General features: G+C 73.0%; 12 protein-coding genes. 4 read left to right on the top strand and 8 right to left on the bottom strand.

Annotated elements, in window-relative coordinates; all coding sequences use genetic code 11:
- Nucleotides 1–53: 53 nt before the first annotated feature.
- The 6 genes from ACZ4NT_RS02555 to ACZ4NT_RS02530 all read right to left on the bottom strand — a co-directional run bounded on the left by ACZ4NT_RS02555 (nucleotide 54) and on the right by ACZ4NT_RS02530 (nucleotide 8,028).
- Complete coding sequence (locus tag ACZ4NT_RS02555; RefSeq protein ID WP_467722839.1) at nucleotides 54–911, bottom strand: alpha/beta fold hydrolase; 858 nt, start codon at nucleotides 909–911, stop codon at nucleotides 54–56.
- Nucleotides 908–1,681: a DUF998 domain-containing protein gene (locus ACZ4NT_RS02550; RefSeq protein WP_467722837.1), complete on the bottom strand. Its 774-nt coding sequence runs from the start codon at nucleotides 1,679–1,681 to the stop codon at nucleotides 908–910. Before ACZ4NT_RS02550 ends, ACZ4NT_RS02555 begins: the two co-directional genes overlap by 4 nt.
- Nucleotides 1,682–3,115: 1,434 nt before the next feature.
- Nucleotides 3,116–4,342, bottom strand: coding sequence for an MFS transporter (locus tag ACZ4NT_RS02545; protein ID WP_467722835.1), 1,227 nt, complete (start codon nucleotides 4,340–4,342; stop codon nucleotides 3,116–3,118).
- A gap of 147 nt (nucleotides 4,343–4,489) precedes the next feature.
- A complete protein-coding gene (locus ACZ4NT_RS02540; RefSeq protein ID WP_121403374.1) occupies nucleotides 4,490–5,527 on the bottom strand; it encodes an endonuclease/exonuclease/phosphatase family protein in 1,038 nt (345 codons plus the stop codon).
- Nucleotides 5,528–5,748: 221 nt separating this feature from the next.
- Entirely contained in the window at nucleotides 5,749–6,372 is a 624-nt protein-coding gene (locus tag ACZ4NT_RS02535) for a TetR/AcrR family transcriptional regulator (RefSeq protein ID WP_467722833.1), read from the bottom strand.
- Nucleotides 6,373–6,435: 63 nt separating this feature from the next.
- A complete protein-coding gene (locus tag ACZ4NT_RS02530) occupies nucleotides 6,436–8,028 on the bottom strand; it encodes an MFS transporter (RefSeq protein WP_467722831.1) in 1,593 nt (530 codons plus the stop codon).
- 224 nt (nucleotides 8,029–8,252) lie between these two features.
- Here ACZ4NT_RS02530 and panB point away from each other — a divergent pair, with 224 nt between their 5' ends.
- The 3 genes from panB (at nucleotide 8,253) to ACZ4NT_RS02515 (ending at nucleotide 11,228) form a co-directional block, all read left to right on the top strand.
- Nucleotides 8,253–9,134, top strand: a complete 882-nt coding sequence (gene panB / locus ACZ4NT_RS02525) for a 3-methyl-2-oxobutanoate hydroxymethyltransferase (RefSeq protein WP_121403372.1) — start codon at nucleotides 8,253–8,255, stop codon at nucleotides 9,132–9,134.
- Nucleotides 9,135–9,378: 244 nt separating this feature from the next.
- Nucleotides 9,379–10,407, top strand: coding sequence for an ATP-binding cassette domain-containing protein (locus ACZ4NT_RS02520; RefSeq protein ID WP_121403371.1), 1,029 nt, complete (start codon nucleotides 9,379–9,381; stop codon nucleotides 10,405–10,407).
- The gene (locus ACZ4NT_RS02515; protein WP_121403370.1) at nucleotides 10,404–11,228 is read left to right on the top strand and encodes an ABC transporter permease; all 825 of its coding nucleotides are present in this window, start codon (nucleotides 10,404–10,406) and stop codon (nucleotides 11,226–11,228) included. The genes ACZ4NT_RS02520 and ACZ4NT_RS02515 overlap by 4 nt, the downstream gene beginning before the upstream one ends.
- Before the next feature lie 28 nt (nucleotides 11,229–11,256).
- Here the strand turns inward: ACZ4NT_RS02515 and ACZ4NT_RS02510 are convergent, their stop codons facing one another.
- Nucleotides 11,257–14,523: a BTAD domain-containing putative transcriptional regulator gene (locus tag ACZ4NT_RS02510; protein ID WP_467722828.1), complete on the bottom strand. Its 3,267-nt coding sequence runs from the start codon at nucleotides 14,521–14,523 to the stop codon at nucleotides 11,257–11,259.
- A 637-nt stretch (nucleotides 14,524–15,160) separates the two neighbouring features.
- Here ACZ4NT_RS02510 and ACZ4NT_RS02505 point away from each other — a divergent pair.
- Entirely contained in the window at nucleotides 15,161–15,955 is a 795-nt protein-coding gene (locus ACZ4NT_RS02505; protein WP_467722826.1) for a site-2 protease family protein, read from the top strand.
- Between the two features lie 8 nt (nucleotides 15,956–15,963).
- Here ACZ4NT_RS02505 and ACZ4NT_RS02500 read toward each other — a convergent pair whose 3' ends face one another.
- Nucleotides 15,964–16,200 carry a hypothetical protein gene (locus ACZ4NT_RS02500; RefSeq protein WP_467722825.1) on the bottom strand — a complete coding sequence of 79 codons (237 nt, stop codon included), beginning with the start codon at nucleotides 16,198–16,200 and terminating at the stop codon, nucleotides 15,964–15,966.
- Between the last annotated feature and the right edge of the window lies 1 nt (nucleotide 16,201).

The raw sequence follows: 16,201 nt of genomic DNA, 5'->3' as shown, positions 1-16,201 counted from the left end.
GGCATCGGTGCGTCCCTGAGGGGCGGGCGTCGGCGTCGGCGCGTCCCTGGTGGTCAGGGGTGCTCGTTGACTTGGGGGTCGGGCGCGAGCACCGCTGACGCGACGTCCTCGGGGCGGTCGAGCATGAGGAGGTGACCGCAGGGGCGGTGCGCCACACGGAAGTCGGCGTCCAGCCGCTCGGCCAGGGCCTGTTGCCGGGCCAGCCAGCGTCGGGAACCGGTCGAGAGGACGGTGACGGGGACGGCCGGGAGCGGGAAGTTCCTTCGCAGCGAGGCCAGTTCGACCGCCTCGTCGCGATACGTGGCGTTCTCGGCCAGGACCGCGTGCAGCGAGCGGCTGGTGGAGTACGCCCGCCGGACCAGATCGTAGGAGGCGGGGTCGCCGCCCGTCCTGCGGCCGGCCCGTACCACCGTGCGGCGCAGCGGGGGGCCAAGGAGCCGGGGTGCACCCGCCGCGGCCAGGAGCGTGCCGCACGCGCGCGTGCACGCGTTCCGGGCTGCCCGTGCTCTGCGGGGGCGCGGTTCCTCCTCGACGCTGGTGTCCAGCAGGACGAGCCCCGCCGTGCGGGCCGGGAAGAGCCGGGCGAAGGCCTCCGCGTGGAAGCCCGCGAGGGAGTGTCCGGCCACGGTCGCCGGGGTGTCGAGCCCGAGCGCGTCCAGGACGTGCGCGATGCGCCGCGCCTCGTCGTGCAGCGTGGGCCAGGCCCGGGCGGCTCCGGGCCTGGGCCCGGGGCCACTGAGTCCCAGCCCCGGGCGGTCGAACCGTACGACCGTGCGGTGCGGGGTGAGCAGGGGCATCACCGGGTCCCAGTCGAACCAGCACAACCCGAGACCCGCGCCCAGGACGCAGACGGGGCCTGTGCCGTCCACCTGCACGTGGTGGGGGACGCCGTCGATGCGTACGAAGGTCATCGGGGCGTCGGGGCAGTGGTCGCGGCGGCGGTGGTCGCGGTAGTGGCCTTCGCGGGAGCCTTCGGGGGTGGGGCGGGCCTGGTGAGGGTGAGCGCCAGGGTTCCCAGCCAGACGGCGATCAGGCCCACCTGGAGGCGCTGGGCGATGCCCAGGGACCAGTCGCCGTACCCCTCCTCGAACGCGGCGACGGCCGCCAGGGTCCAGAGCGTCGAGGCCAGTTCGAGGACGACGAGGGGAGGGCCGAGGCGGGCGAGGAGGGAGGTGGGGGTGGTGCGGCGGGCGGCGTGGGTCAGGGCGAGCATCGCCACGAGGGCGCCGCCGACCGCGATCGTGCTGCTCGTGGCGTGCGCCGTGTGGGTCACCGGGACGAGGCCGGCGTGCTCGCGCTGGGCGCACAGCCGGTCGACGGTCGGTGTGCAGCTCATCGGGAGTCGTGAGTCCACGGCGGTGGCCGCGCCGAAGAGCACGACGGTCGTCCAGCCGGCGGTGTTCCACCGGCCCCGGGACGGCAGTCGGAGCAGCGCCCAGAGGGCGCCGGCCCACAGGAGCACCCCGGCGAGCAGGTCCGTCGTCCGGAACAGGCCGCCGTGGGGCTGGTCCCGCGCGGCCAGTTCACTGACGTACGTCCGCGCCGGCGCGAGCCCTGTCGGCAGGACGGCCTCCAGCGTCCACGCGGTGTACGCGAGAGCCCCGAGCCCGAGAAGCAGAGCGACGGCGAGGCGGTCACGTCGGTCACGGCTGTCGCTGCGGGAGCGGGACGACGTCGTCATGGGTCACATGATCGGCGGGCCCGGGTCGGAGGGCACGTCGGGGTACGGCGGGGATGGGCCGCGCGGGCGGGTGGCCGGGACGGTTCGGGGGTAGTCCGGGCCGGGCCCGGTGGGCGGGTGACCGGTCGGGAGGGTCCTGGCCTGGTAGGCGGGTGACCGGTCGGAAGGGTCCTGGCTGGGCCCGGTGGGCAGGTGACCGGTCGGAAGGGTCCTGGCTGGGCCCGGTGGGCAGGTGACCGGTGGGCGATGGTCCCGGCTGGGCCCGGTGGGCAGGTGACCGGTGGGCGATGGTCCCGGCTGGGCCCGGTGGGCAGGTGACCGGTGGGCGATGGTCCCGGCTAAGCCCGGTGGGCGGGTGACCGGTCGGGGGTGGGGCGCGAGAGGTGGTCCGTGGGGCGGGGCCGGGGCGGTACATCCGCCTGTCGCGGGCCGGGCACCCAGGCCAGCTCCCTAGGCTCCCCGCGTTACGTGCCCACCCCGCGACAGGCATCTGATGTACCGCCCCGTCCCCTCCGGCCGTACAGCGCCCACAGACCGCCCCCAACGGAGGTCAGACCCCAGCCCCAGGGAGTCGGGCCGCCAACGAGGCCAGCCCCTTCCGGCCCACGCAGCGCCGAGGCCACCCCCTTCACGACCGACGGGACGGAAACTCGCAGTCCGTCCGGCGAGGAGGAATATTCAGCCCGTCCGGCGCTCGAGGACGAGGCCGCCAGGCCAACAGCCGCGACGGACGCTGGACGCGCCTCGGCCCCGCCCCCCTGACAGACGGGACGGCAGATTCAGCCCGCCCAGCACTTGAAGACGAGACAGCCCCCGCAGAGCCGACGGGAGGGCTATTCAGCCCGTCCGGCGCTTGAGGACGAGGCCGCCAGGCCAACAGCCGCGACGGACGCTGGACGCGCCTCAGCCCCGCCCCCGCGGCCGACGGGACGGATAGTCAGCCCGCCCAACACTTGAAGACGAGACAGCCCCCTCAAGGCCGACGGGACGGATATTCAGCCCGTCCGGCGCTTGAGGACGAGGCCGCCAGGCCGACAGCCGTGACGGACGGTGGATGCGCCTCAGCCCCGCCCCCGCGGCCGACGGGACGGATATTCAGCCCGTCCGGCGCTTGAGGACGAGGCCGCCAGGCCAACAGCCGCGACGGACGCTGGACGCGCCTCGGCCCCGCCCCCTGACAGACGGGACGGCAGATTCAGCCCACCCAGCACTTGAAGACGAGACAGCCCCCGCAAGGCCGACGGGAGGAATATTCAGCCCGTCCGGCGCTTGAGGACGAGGCCGCCAGGCCAACAGCCGTGACGGACGCTGGACGCGCCTCAGCCCCGCCCCCGCGGCCGACGGGAGGAATATTCAGCCCGTCCGGCACTTGAGGACGAGGCCGCCAGGCCGATGGCCGTGAGGGGGGGACCTCGGCCGGGGACGGGGACGGGCTCAGTGGTGGGCCGACTCCTGGTGGTGGGGGACGTGGGTCGCCACCAGGCGCCCGACCCCAGCCCCGTCCGCCGGAACGACCCGCCGCCGGTCCACGGCGTACGCCACCGCCGCGACCCCCAGCCCCAGCACCGCGAGCAACGCCCCCGCCACCGCGGGCGACGTCGCCCCGAAGCCCGCCGCGAGGGCGAGCCCCCCGATCCACGCTCCGCCGGCGTTGGCCAGGTTGAACGCCGCCTGGTTCGCGGAGGACGCCAGGGACGGCGCCGCCGCGGCCTTCTCCATGACCATCAGCTGCAGCGGCGACCCCGTGATGAACGCCGCCGCGCCGAGGAGGGTGACCCCGACGGCCGCGCTCCACTGGGCGGCCATGAGGACCGGGAAGAGCGCCAGTACGGCGACCAGCGACGCGAGGCCGCCGAAGAGGGTCCCCCGGAGGGAGTGGTCGGCGAGGCGTCCGCCCAGCAGGTTGCCCGCGGTCGCGCCGACGCCGAAGAGGGCGAGCAGCAGAGTCACGCTGCCGTCGGCGTACCCGGCGGCGTCCGTCAGCATCGGCGTGATGTAGCTGTACGCGGAGAACAGGGCGCCGAAGCCGGCGACCGTCGTGCCCAGCGCGAGCCAGACCGGCAGCGAGCCCAGCGCGGCCAGTTCACCGCGCAGGCCGCCCGCCGGGGCGGGCGCGTGGTCGCGGGGGATCAGCAGCGCGAGCGAGGCCACGGCAGCCACGCCGATCACGCTCACGCCGAGGAACGTGGCACGCCAGCCGAGGTGCTGCCCCATGAGCGTGGCGACGGGCACACCGGCGATGTTGGCCACGGTCAGGCCGAGGAACATGAGCGAGACGGAACGCGCCTTGCGCTCGGGCGCGACCAGGCTCGTGGCGACGACCGCGCCGACCCCGAAGAAGGCGCCGTGCGGCAGGCCGCTGAGGAAACGGGCCGCCAGGAGCCAGTGATGGTCGGGCGCGAAGGCGGACAGCGCGTTGCCGACCACGAAGAGGCCCATCAGCGCGATCAGGACCGTACGGCGGGACATCCGGGAGGTCACGGCGGCCAGCAGCGGGGCGCCGATGACGACGCCCAGCGCGTACGAGGAGACCAGATGGCCGGCGGTGGGGATCGAGACGCCCAGGTCGTCCGCCACGTCGGGCAGCAGGCCCATCATCACGAACTCGGTGGTACCGATGCCGAAGGCGCCCACGGCGAGGGCGAGCAGGGCCAGGGGCATGAGGGGCCTTTCAGTGGAGCGGAGGGGCGCGCGGACTCCCGTGCGGGGACAGGTCCGGGCACACGGTCGTGCCCGTGCACGTCGCTGTGCACGGGCACCATAAGTTCAGTGCAGGAACAAACTCCCCTGGCCCAGTATTCCAGGCCGTCAGGAAGCGGTTGCGTCCACCTTGACGCGCGCGGCGACCGGAAGGTGGTCACTGCCGGTCTCGGGCAGCGTCCAGGAGGTCACCGGCTCGATCCCCTTGACCATGATCTGGTCGATGCGGGCCATCGGGAACGACGCGGGCCAGCTGAAGCCGAACCCGCTGCCCGCCGCACCCTGGGCGGAGCGCATCTGCGCGGTGACGGCGTTGAGCGCGCGGTCGTTCATGGTGCCGTTGAGGTCGCCGAGCAGGACGACCCGCTGCACCTGTTCGTCGGCGATCGCCTCACCCAGCGCGTCCGCGCTCTTGTCGCGCTGGCGGGCGGTGAACCCGGCCTCCAGCTTCACCCGGACCGAGGGCAGGTGGGCGACGTACACCGCGACCTGCCCGGCCGGCGCCGTCACCGTCGCCCGCATCGCGCGCGTCCACCCCAGCTTGATGTCCACGGGACCGGCACCGGTCAGCGGGTACTTGCTCCACAGCCCGACGGTGCCCTGCACCGAGTGGTACTTGTACGTCGACGCGAGCGCCTTCTCGTACACCGGGACCGCTGCGGCCGTGAGCTCCTCCAGGGCCACGACGTCGGCGCCGGAGGCGGCCACGTCGCGCGCGGTGCCGGACGGATCCGGGTTGTCGGCGTTGACGTTGTGGGTGACGACGGTCAGGTCCCCACCGCCCCCGGTCTTGTCCGAGAGCAGCCCGCCGAACAGGTTCAGCCAGACGACCGCGGGCAGCAGCACGGCGATCAGGGCCGTCGCGGACTTCCGGACCACCGCGAGGACCAGCAGGACCGGCACGAGGACGCCGAGCCAGGGCAGGAAGGTCTCGGTGAGGCTGCCGAGGTTGCCGATGGTGTTGGGGATCTGCGCGTGCAGCAGCATGACGAGGGCGAGGATCAGCGCGAGCGCGGCGAGCACCAGACCGCGGCGCCAGATGCCCCGGTCGCCGCGCCAGCCGTCGGTCAGGCGCCGAAGCCGGGATCCTCGGCGGTCGGGTCCCGAGCCGCCGCTGCCCGTCTCCGTCACATACGCCTGCGCCATACCGTCGCCTCACCACTTGCCGTGCACACCGTCTGTCCCGCGTCTACGACCCTAGGGGATGATCGGTGCCCTTCCTGCCGTCCCGCGACGGCCGTACGGGCACGAGGACGTACAACTCGCCCTTCGGAGTTCCGGACCTCGGCGTTCTGCCCCGCCTCTGTGACGAAACACGCACATACGGGCATCTGGTTGCCCGATGAACTACCGCGCGGGCCACGGGACTACGGCGTGGGCGGCCGCAGTCCCGTGAGCACCGCGTCGACGATCCGTGCGGCGAGGTCGTCGGGCAGGTCGGCGTCGGGACGCATGACGGAACGCACGAGCATGGGGCCGACCACGATGTCGTTGATGAGCTCCACGTCGAGGTCGTCGCGGAGTTCACCGCTGAGCTGTCCGCGGCGCAGGACCTCGACGGTGAGCCTGCGGCGGGGCTCGACGACCATCGCGTGGTACGCCGCCCAGATCTTCGGACTGCTCTTCATCTGGACGTAGACGTTGTGCATGATTGCCGACGAACGGTTCATCAGACCCCGTTGGCGCAGCCCCTCCACGAGGACGACGAGGTCGTCGCGCATCGACGTGCCGGGCAGATCCGGTTCCGAGGGTTCGGCGGCGCGCAGGACGTCGACGAAGAGTTCCTCCTTGCCGCGCCAGCGGCGGTAGATGGTCGCCTTGCCGACTCCCGCGGTGCGGGCCACCCGTTCGATGGAGACCTCCCCCAACGGGACGCCGTCCTCGAGGAGTTTCATCACGCCCTCGATGATCGCCCGTTCCACTGCCTCGCTGCGGGGGCGTCCCCGGGAGGCGGTCACCTCCTGTCCGGCTCGGCTGTCCGCGAGGCCCACGTCGACTCCGTTTCTCCGTTGCGCTGGGGTGATTCTCCCGGATCGGGTCCGGCCGTCCGGGATCTAGTGCTCCGCGGTGACCAACTCCGTCTCCTCCTCGCCCTCCTGCGGGGCCGGCGGGCGGCCCGGCAGGAACAGGGCGACCACGACCGCGCCGATGACCGCCACGCCCGCGCCGCACAGGGCGGTGACGTGCATGGCGTGCAGGAAGGCGTCGTTGGCGGGCGCGACGAGGGCCTCGCCCCGGGGGCCGAGCTTGGCGGCGACGCCGAGCGTGGCCTCGATGGACTCGCCCGCGGTGTGCCGCAGACCGGCGGGCAGCGCGGTGAGATCGTCCTCGATGCCGTTGCGGTACGCCGTCGACAGCACCGAGCCGAGCACCGCGATGCCGAGGGCACCGCCGACCTGGCGGAAGGTGTTGCTCAGCGCGGACGCGGAGCCCGCCTTCTCGCGCGGCAGCGCCTGCATGATGACGACACTGGTCGGCGTCATGATGTGCGCCATGCCGGTGCCCATCAGGAAGAAGATGACCTCCAGGATCCAGATCGGCGTGTCCGCCTCCAGGGTGGCGAACGCGGCGAGCATCGCGGCGATGATCACGAGGCCGGCGGTGCAGGTGGCGCGGTTGCCGAAGCGGTCGACCACCAGCCGGGCGCGCGGCGCGAAGATGATCTGGGCGGCGGCGAGCGGCAGCATCAGCAGACCGGTCTGCAGCGGCGAGTAGCCGCGCACGCTCTGGGTGTAGAAGACCGAGAAGAAGGTCACGCCCATCAGCGCGAAGAAGACCAGCGCGATGGCGGACATGGCGGCCGAGAAGACCTTGTTCCGGAAGTACGTCACGTCGATGGACGGGTGGTCGCTGCGCTTCTCGTACACGACGAAGACGACCAGGACGGCGAGTCCGGCCGCGACGGTCGCGAGCACCTTCGGGTCGGTGAAGTCGGCGAGCTGGCCGCCCTTGATGATGCCGTAGACGAGCAGGACGAGTCCGACGACCGAGAGGACCACGCCGACCGGGTCGAGCCGGCCCGGGTTCGGGTCGCGGGAGTCGGGGACCAGCCAGAGCATCAGGCCCAGCGCGAGCACCACGATCGGCACGTTGATCAGGAAGACCGAGCCCCACCAGAAGTGGTCGAGCAGGATGCCGCCGGTGATCGGCCCGATGGCGATGGCGAGGCCGACGCCGCCGGCCCAGATGCCGATGGCCTTGGGCTGCTCGTCGCGCTCGAAGACGTTCATGAGGACGGCGAGGGTCGCGGGCATCACGAAGGCGGCGCCGAGGCCCATGACCGCGCGGAACACGATGAGCTGGACCGGCGAGCCGGACTCCGCGGCGAGTGCGGACCCTATGCCGAACACGGCGAGACCGGCGAGCAGCACCTTCTTGCGGCCGAGCCGGTCACCGAGGAGGCCCGCGGTGAACAGCAGGCCGGCGAAGACGAGCGTGTAGGCGTTGATGGCCCACTCCAGCTCGCTCTGGGTGGCGCCCAGGCCGGTGGGCGCCGGTGTCGAGATCGTCTTGATGGCGACGTTCAGGATCGAGTTGTCGAGCACGACGATCAGCAGACTGAGCATGAGCACACCGAGGATGGCCCAGCGGCGCCGGTGCACCGCCTCTGGCACCCGTCGTTCGGTGGAGGGAGCGGAAGTTGTCATGCCCGCCAGCCTAACTAGATTCGATACGGCACCGTCTCGTATCGAAAGTACTTTACGGAGAACTTACCAACAACTTACGAGGGCCCGCGCCGGACCGCAGACGGGCCGGGAGACGCACCTCGCTCCCCGCGGTCTGGCCTCCCGTGGCACGAGGTGCCACCATGGGGGTGATCCGGGGACGCCGTCAGGGCGCCTCGAGATGACAGACAGAAGGAGCCGTTGCGATGACGCAGCTTTCGGCTGCCCCGAAGCCGGGTCAGGAGTCTGGCCAGAAGTCCGACAGCAAGGCGCTGTACGGCGGCAAGGGCACTCGCCGCATCACCGTGCGTGACATCACCACCGCCAAGGAACGCGGCGAGAAGTGGCCCATGCTCACCGCGTACGACGCGATGACCGCGTCCGTCTTCGACGAGGCCGGCATCCCGGTCATGCTCGTCGGCGACTCGGCGGGCAACTGCCACCTGGGGTACGAGACGACCGTGCCCGTCACCCTCGACGAGATGACCATGCTGTCGGCGGCCGTCGTACGCGGCACCAGCCGCGCCCTGATCGTCGGCGACCTGCCCTTCGGCTCGTACCAGGAGGGGCCGGTGCAGGCCCTGCGGTCGGCCACCCGCCTCGTCAAGGAGGCCGGCGTCGGCGCGGTGAAGCTGGAGGGCGGCGAGCGGTCGCACCGCCAGATCGAGCTGCTCGTGGAGTCCGGCATCCCGGTCATGGCGCACATCGGCCTGACCCCGCAGTCCGTGAACTCCATGGGCTACCGCGTACAGGGACGCGGCGAGGAGGCGGCCCAGCAGCTGCTGCGGGACGCCAAGGCGGTGCAGGACGCGGGTGCGTTCGCGGTCGTCCTGGAGCTGGTGCCGGCGGAGCTCGCTGCCGAGGTCACGCGGGTGCTGCACATCCCCACGGTGGGCATCGGCGCGGGTCCCGAGACCGACGCGCAGGTCCTCGTCTGGACCGACATGCTCGGCCTGACGGGAGGCAGGATGCCCCGGTTCGTCAAGCAGTACGCGAACCTGCGCGAGGTCATGGGGAACGCGGCGAAGGCGTTCGCCGACGACGTGGTCGGCGGGACGTTCCCGCTCGACGAGCACTCCGTGCACTGAGCCCCGGCGCCCTCCGGGGAACGCCTCCCCGATCCGGGCGCGCGGCCGGACCGGTCGTACGCCCCACCGAACCACTGCGGCACCGAGCAGCCCCGCCGATCTTCCCCCGTCGGCGGGGCTGTGCCGTTCCCGGGCGAGGCGGAATGCCCGACGGGCCGGGTCCCCGACGGGCCGGAACCCCGGTGTCGGTGAGCTGTCGGTGCTCTGTCGGTGGTTTGTCGGTGGAGGGTGGGAGCTTGGCTGCATGACGCGAATCGACGACAACCCCACCGGCGGCGCACGAAGCGCCGTCACCGTACGGGGGCTGGTCAAGCACTACGGCGCGACCAAGGCACTGGACGGGGTCGACCTGGAGGTGCGCGAGGGCACGGTCCTCGGTGTGCTGGGTCCCAACGGCGCCGGCAAGACCACCCTGGTGCGCTGCCTGTCCACCCTCATCACCCCGGACGCCGGACAGGCCACGGTCGCCGGCTACGACGTGCTGAAGCAGCCCCGGCAGCTGCGCCGGGTGATAGGCCTCACGGGCCAGTACGCCTCGGTCGACGAGAAGCTCCCGGGCTGGGAGAACCTGTACATGATCGGGCGGCTGCTCGACCTGTCCCGCAAGGACGCCCGCCGACGGGCCGACGAGCTCCTGGAGCGCTTCTCGCTCACCGACGCCGCCAAGCGCCCGGCGTCGACGTACTCCGGCGGTATGCGCCGCCGGCTCGACCTCGCCGCCTCCATGATCGGCAGCCCGGCCGTGCTGTACCTGGACGAGCCGACGACCGGCCTCGACCCGCGCACCCGCAACGAGGTGTGGCAGGAGGTCAAGCGCATGGTCGCCGACGGCGTCACCGTGCTGCTCACCACCCAGTACATGGAGGAGGCCGAGCAGCTGGCCTCCGAGCTGACGGTCATCGACCGCGGCAAGGTCATCGCCAACGGCCGCATCGACGAGCTGAAGGCACGGGTCGGCGGCCGTACGCTGCGGATCCGTCCGGTGGACCCGCTGCAACTGCGCCCGCTGGCCGCCATGTTCGACGACCTGGGGCTCACCGGCCTCGCCTCGACGATCGTGGACGCCGAGACCGGCAGCGTGCTGGTCCCGATCCTCAGCGACGAGCAGCTCACCGCCGTGGTCGGCGCGGTCACCGCACGCGGCATCACCATCGCCTCCATCTCCACCGAACTGCCCAGTCTGGACGAGGTGTTCCTGTCCCTCACCGGCCACAAGGCCAGTGCCCCGCAGGACGAGACCCCCGCCCGCGCCTACGAGGAGGTCTCCGCATGACCACCGCCGTCGCCGAAGCCCCCCTCGCCGTCGAGGGTGACTCCCGCATCACACCCCGCGCCCACGCGCGCCACATCGGGGCGCTGGTCCGCCGCAACCTGCTGTGGATCCGCCAGGACCCGGAGTCGATGTTCGACGCCGTCCTGATGCCCGTCGTCTTCACCCTGCTGTTCGTGTACGTCTTCGGCGGGTCCATCGGGCAGTCGCTGGGCGGCGGGCAGCAGCAGTACGTGCAGTACGTGGTGCCCGGCCTGATGGCCATGATGGGCATGAACATCGCCACGGCCGTCGGCACCGGCTTCAACCAGGACTTCCAGACCGGTGTCATGGACCGCTTCCGCACCCTGCCGATCGGTCAGGGCTCGGTGCTCTTCGCCAAGATCGTGGTGGAGCTGATGCGGATGCTCGTGGCGACCACGATCCTGATGGTCGTCGGTGTGCTGGTCGGTTTCGACATCGAGAACTGGCCCGGCCTGTTCGCCGCCGTCGGACTCGCCACCCTCTTCGGCTCCGCCCTGATGTGGATCTTCCTGGTCCTCGGCGTCACCATGAAGAACGCGCAGTCCGTCCAGGCGATGGGATTCCTGGTGCTGATGCCCCTGCAGTTCGGCTCGTCGATCTTCTCGCCGCCCCAGACGATGCCCGGCTGGCTGCAGACCTTCACGGACTACAACCCGCTGTCCGCCCTCGCGGACAGCGCTCGCGGTCTGATGGTCGGCGGACCGGTCGCGCACGACCTGTGGGTGACCCTCGGCTGGACGGCGGCCCTCACGCTGGTGATGGCCCCCATCGCGATCCACAAGTTCCGGACCAAGAGCTGACGCCCGCCGGGCGGCGGCCCGGACAGCGTCAGACGAGGGCGGCGGCCTCCTCCAGGGAGAGCCCGCCGCCCTCGCGGTACGCGGCCTCGTACGCCGCGTCGTCGAGCACGGCCCGCACACCCGCCTCGGCCTGCGCCCGCACCTCGTCCTCCGTGGGACGGGCGAAGTGCCCCGGCGGCAGCATGGCGTCGGCCGCCCCGATGAGCCGGGCCGCGTCCCGGGCGTACCGGCCCGCGTCGACTCCGGCGAGGGCGATGGCGGCCGTGATCAGGTGGGTGGAGGTCATGTGCGGGGCGATCATCTGCGTCAGCGGGTCCGTGGACCGCGCCAGGGCCGTCCGGGCCTTCTCGCGGGCGCTCGCGAACCGCCCCTCGACCGTGTCCAGCCAGGCCTCCACGCCGACGACGAACCCGTCGAAGACCACGAAGGTGACGGCCTCGAAGTCGGTGCGCAGCAGGCGCATCTGCTCGCGTGCCTCCTCGACCCGGCCGGTGCGGCCGAGCCACACCGCGAGGAAGAGGCGGGAGGCGGGCATCGCCTCGTTGACCGCGCCGTGGCCGGCCGCCAGCACGTCGCGCAGCATCCGCTCGCCCCGCTCGGGCTCCCCCGACTCCACCAGGACGCTGCCGAGCCGGGCGCTGAGCACCGCCGACTGCGCGTGGGCGCCGAGCCGTTCGGCGTAGGTGATCGCCTCGGTGTAGTCGGTGGCGGCGAGGGCGTACGAACCCTGCCGCTCGTGGGCCTCTCCGCGCGCCGAGAGGGCCTCGGCCGCGCCCCAGGCGTCGCCCAGGCGCACGAAGATCCGCAGTGCCTCGTCGGCGTCGCGGGAGGCGTCGCCCGCCCAGTCGGAGCGGTTGGCGAGGATGTTGGCGCGCATCTGCAGGGCGACGGCGAGTTCCCAGGAGTAGCCCAGGTCGCGGCAGGTGGCGACCGTCATGTCGATGACCGTGCGCATCCGGTCCATGTCACCGGTCAGCAGGACGGCGTAGAACCAGAGGTAGCCGGGGCTGCGGCAGGTCTGCGGCAGCCCGGGCCGGTAGGCCTCGCTGATGGCCCGCAGTTTCTCCTGGGCCTCGGGCGTCTCCCACGCCTTCAGGTCCATGTCCATGCAGGCGAGGTGGATGAGGTGGACTCCGCGCCGGGCCTCTTCGAGGACGTCCGGGCGCATCGGCGGCGGGGCGGCGGTGCAGCTCTCGTAGAGCGGGGCGATCGGCTGCGGCGGCGGTGCGAAGGGGTCGGGGCCGAGCGCCATGACCTCGCGGGACCAGGCGCGGGTCTCGACGCGCTGGTCGCGGGTCTGCCAGTACCAGGCGAGGGAGAGGACGAGGCAGAGCGCCTCCTGCTCGTCGCGTTCGGCGACGGCGTGCCGCAGGGCGGTGCGGAGGTTCTCGTACTCGCGCTGCAGCCGCTCGATGGCGGCGAGCTGGCCCGGTCCGCGCAGTTCGGGGTCGGTGGTGCGGGCGAGTTCGCGGTAGTACGTGAGGTGGGCGCGCTCGGTGGCGGGGCGCCGGCCCGACTCGTCGAGGCGCGCGCCCGCGTACTCGGCGACGGTCTCCAGGAGCCGGTAGCGCATCGCACCGTCCCCCGCGGGCGCCGCGACGACGAGGGACTTGTCGACGAGCGAGCCGAGGACCTCCAGCGCGGCCGGGCCGCACACGGCCTCCGCGGCGGGCAGGTCGCAGCCGCCCGCGAAGACGGACAGCCGTCGCAGCACCTCGCGCTCCTCCTCGTCGAGCAGGTCCCAGGACCAGTCGACGACGGCGCGCAGGGTCTGCTGCCGGGGCAGGACCGTACGGCTGCCCGAGGTCAGCAGCCGGAAGCGGTCGTCCAGCCGGTCGGCGATCTGCCGCGGCGTGAGCATCCGCAGCCGGGCGGCGGCGAGTTCGATGGCCAGCGGCAGCCCGTCGAGCCGGCGGCAGATCTCGGCGGCGGCGTCCGGGTCGTCCTCGACACGGAATCCGGGCCGTGCGGCGGCTCCGCGGTCGGCGAGCAGCCGCAGCGCGACGGGCTCGGGCAGCGGATCCACGGGACGCAGCAACTCCCCCGGTACGCCGAGGGGTTCGCGGCTGGTGGCGAGGACGGTCAGGCCGGGGCAGCGCTCCAGCAGCTGCTCGACGAGCCGGGCGGCGGCGTCGACGACGTGTTCGCAGTTGTCGAGGATGAGCAGCAGGCGGCGTTTGGCGCAGTGCTCGGCGAGCCGGGACACGGGGTCGTCGTGCCGGTCGGCCACCGCCCGCAGCTCCTCGGCTCCGGCGCCGCGCAGCACGGTCTCGCGGGCGCCGAGCGCGGTGAGCACGGCCTCGGGGACGGCCCCGGGGTCGTCGACGGGCGCCAGCTCGGCCAGCCACACCCCGTCGCGGGCCGCGTCCCCGACCGTCTCCGCGGCCTCCTGCGACAGGCGGGTCTTGCCGGCCCCGCCCGGTCCGAGCAGCGTCACGAGCCGCGCCGCCGCGAGGTCGCCGCGGATGGCATCGATGTCGGCCTCCCGGCCCACGAAGGAGGTGAGGCGGGCGCGGAGGTTGCCGGGGTGCGGGGTGACGGGGGCGGCGGGCGCCGCGGGCGTCTCCCCGGCCCGCAGGAGTTCGCCGTGCAGGGCGCGCAGTTCCGGTCCGGGGTCGGAGCCCAGCCGGTCGGCCAGGGCGCGGCGTACGGAGTCGTACGCGGCGAGGGCCTCGGCGGGGCGGCCGACGTCGCGCAGGGCTCGCAGCCGGAGGGCCTGGAGGGGCTCGTCCAGGGGGTGCGCGTCGCACAGGGCGGTCAGCTCGGGCAGGGCCTGCGCGGCGTGGCCGAGGGCGAGGGCGGCGGTGAGGCGGGCGCGGCGCGCGTCGAGGCGGCGGGTCTCCCAGCGGGCCGACTCCGCGGTGCGGTCGGGCAGGTCGGCGAGTGCCGGTCCGTGCCACAGGGCGAGGGCGTCGTCGAGGATCACGGCCGCCTTGGCGGGGTCGCCGTCGGCCAGCGCGCGGGTGCCCTCGCCGGACAGCCGCTCGAAACGGTGCAGGTCCACGTCGTCGGGGGCGGCGGCCAGCCGGTAGCCGCCGTCGATCGAGGCGACCGCGTCCGGGCCGAGCGCCCGGCGCAGGCGTCCCACCAGCGCCTGGAGCGCGCCGGTGGCGTCGGCGGGCGGCTCGCCGTCCCACACCTCGTCGACGAGGTGGGCGGCCGGTACGGTCCGGCCGGCCCGCAGGGCGAGCACCGTCAGCAGGGCACGCAGCCGCGCTCCGCCGACCGGGACGGGGTTGCCGTCGGGGCGGAGTGCCTGCGTGGTGCCGAGGACGCGGTAGCGCACGGGGTCCATTGTCTCCGGTGACGTCAGGGTTGGATGCCGGACGCCCGGACGGCGTGGGGCGCCGTTCCGGGCGGGTGGGGGTGGGGCCGCCCGGGTCGCCCGGGACGGCCCGCGGCGTCCGGGGCGATACCCGGTGCTCGGGCGGGCCGGGGCCCCGACAGGAGCGTACGGGCGTACGGCCGGCCGCACCGCCCGGAGCCGGGACGGTCCGCGGCGGCCCCCGGAGACCGCCCGGAACGGAGACCGGCCGCGCTGTCCCCGTGGGCGGTAACGGTGAGCGGCGCTCGTCCCCCCGCGGGGACGGTGGACCGGGCCACCGCGACGGGCACCGTGGACCGGGTTCGCCCGGCGGGCACCGTGGGCCGGGTCCGCCCGGCGAGGACCGTGAGCGGGGCCTCCCCGGCGGGGACGATGCACCCGGTTTCCCCGGTGGGCCGGGGCTCCCCGGTGGGCCGGGTTCGCCCGGTGGGGGTGCCGGGGCCTGTCTCCCGGTTGGCCCCTCGCCGAACCGTGTCCTGCCGCATGCGCATGCCCCCACCTTCTCCGGAACCGGCGGGCGATCGCGAGACGTTTTCGGATTGCGCCCGGTACGGTCGGGCAGACCAACCGGCATGACGAGCAGGCCGCCAGCAGCCCAGGGAGCCCCATGACCACCGCCGCGTCCCGCCGCAGCGACCGGCGGATCAGCCCCGTCTTCTTGGGCATCCTGGCCGTCACGGCCGTCACCGGCTGGGCGACCTGGACCGGCTTCGCCGAGCAGCCCGGTGTGGCGGTGTTCCTCTTCGTGACGGCCGCCTGGATCGTCTCGCTCTGCCTGCACGAGTACGCGCACGCCCGCACCGCCCTGCACAGCGGGGACATCTCGGTCGGCGACAAGGGCTACCTGACGCTCAACCCGCTGAAGTACACGCACGCGCTGCTGAGCATCGTCCTGCCGGTGATCTTCGTGATCATGGGCGGGATCGGTCTGCCGGGCGGCGCGGTCTTCATCGAGCGGGGCCGGATCCGGGGCCGCTGGAAGCACAGCCTGATCTCGGCGGCCGGCCCGCTCACCAACGTCCTGTTCGCCGTGGTGTGCACGGCCCCCTTCTGGCTGCACGCCCTGGACGGCGTGCCCGCCGAGTTCCGGTACGCGCTGGCGTTCCTGGCGCTGCTCCAGGTCACCGCGGCGATCCTGAACTTCCTGCCGGTCCCGGGCCTGGACGGTTACGGGGTGATCGAACCCTGGCTGTCGTACGGCGTGCGGCGGCAGGTGGAGCCGTTCGCGCCGTTCGGTCTGCTCGCCGTGTTCGCCGTGCTGTGGATCCCGTCGGTGAACATCGCGTTCTTCGACGCTGTCTACGCGATCCTGCACGGACTGGGCATCGACGATCTCCAGCGCTACTGCGGTCAGGACCTCTACCGGTTCTGGCGGGGCACCGACGAGCTCTGCGTCCGCTGAGGCGGGTGCTAGCCGGTGACGGAGCCGTCCCGCATCCGGGCGCGGCGCGCGTAGTACCAGGTCATGTTGGACGACAGACCGGCCAGCAGCACCCACACGATGCCCAGCAGGCTGCCCTGGACGAAGGAGACCACGGCCGCGGTGACGGAGAGGACGCAGACGACGAGGGCGTACAGAGCGAGGCGGGGCATGGGGGTCGGCTCCTGACATACGGACTGGTGTGACGACATCCCAGTGTCCCCCATG

This window comes from Streptomyces sp. NPDC026417 (genome assembly GCF_055567695.1).
The sequence above is the reverse complement of the archived record's forward strand: the minus strand, read 5'-3'. Positions and strand labels throughout refer to the sequence as shown.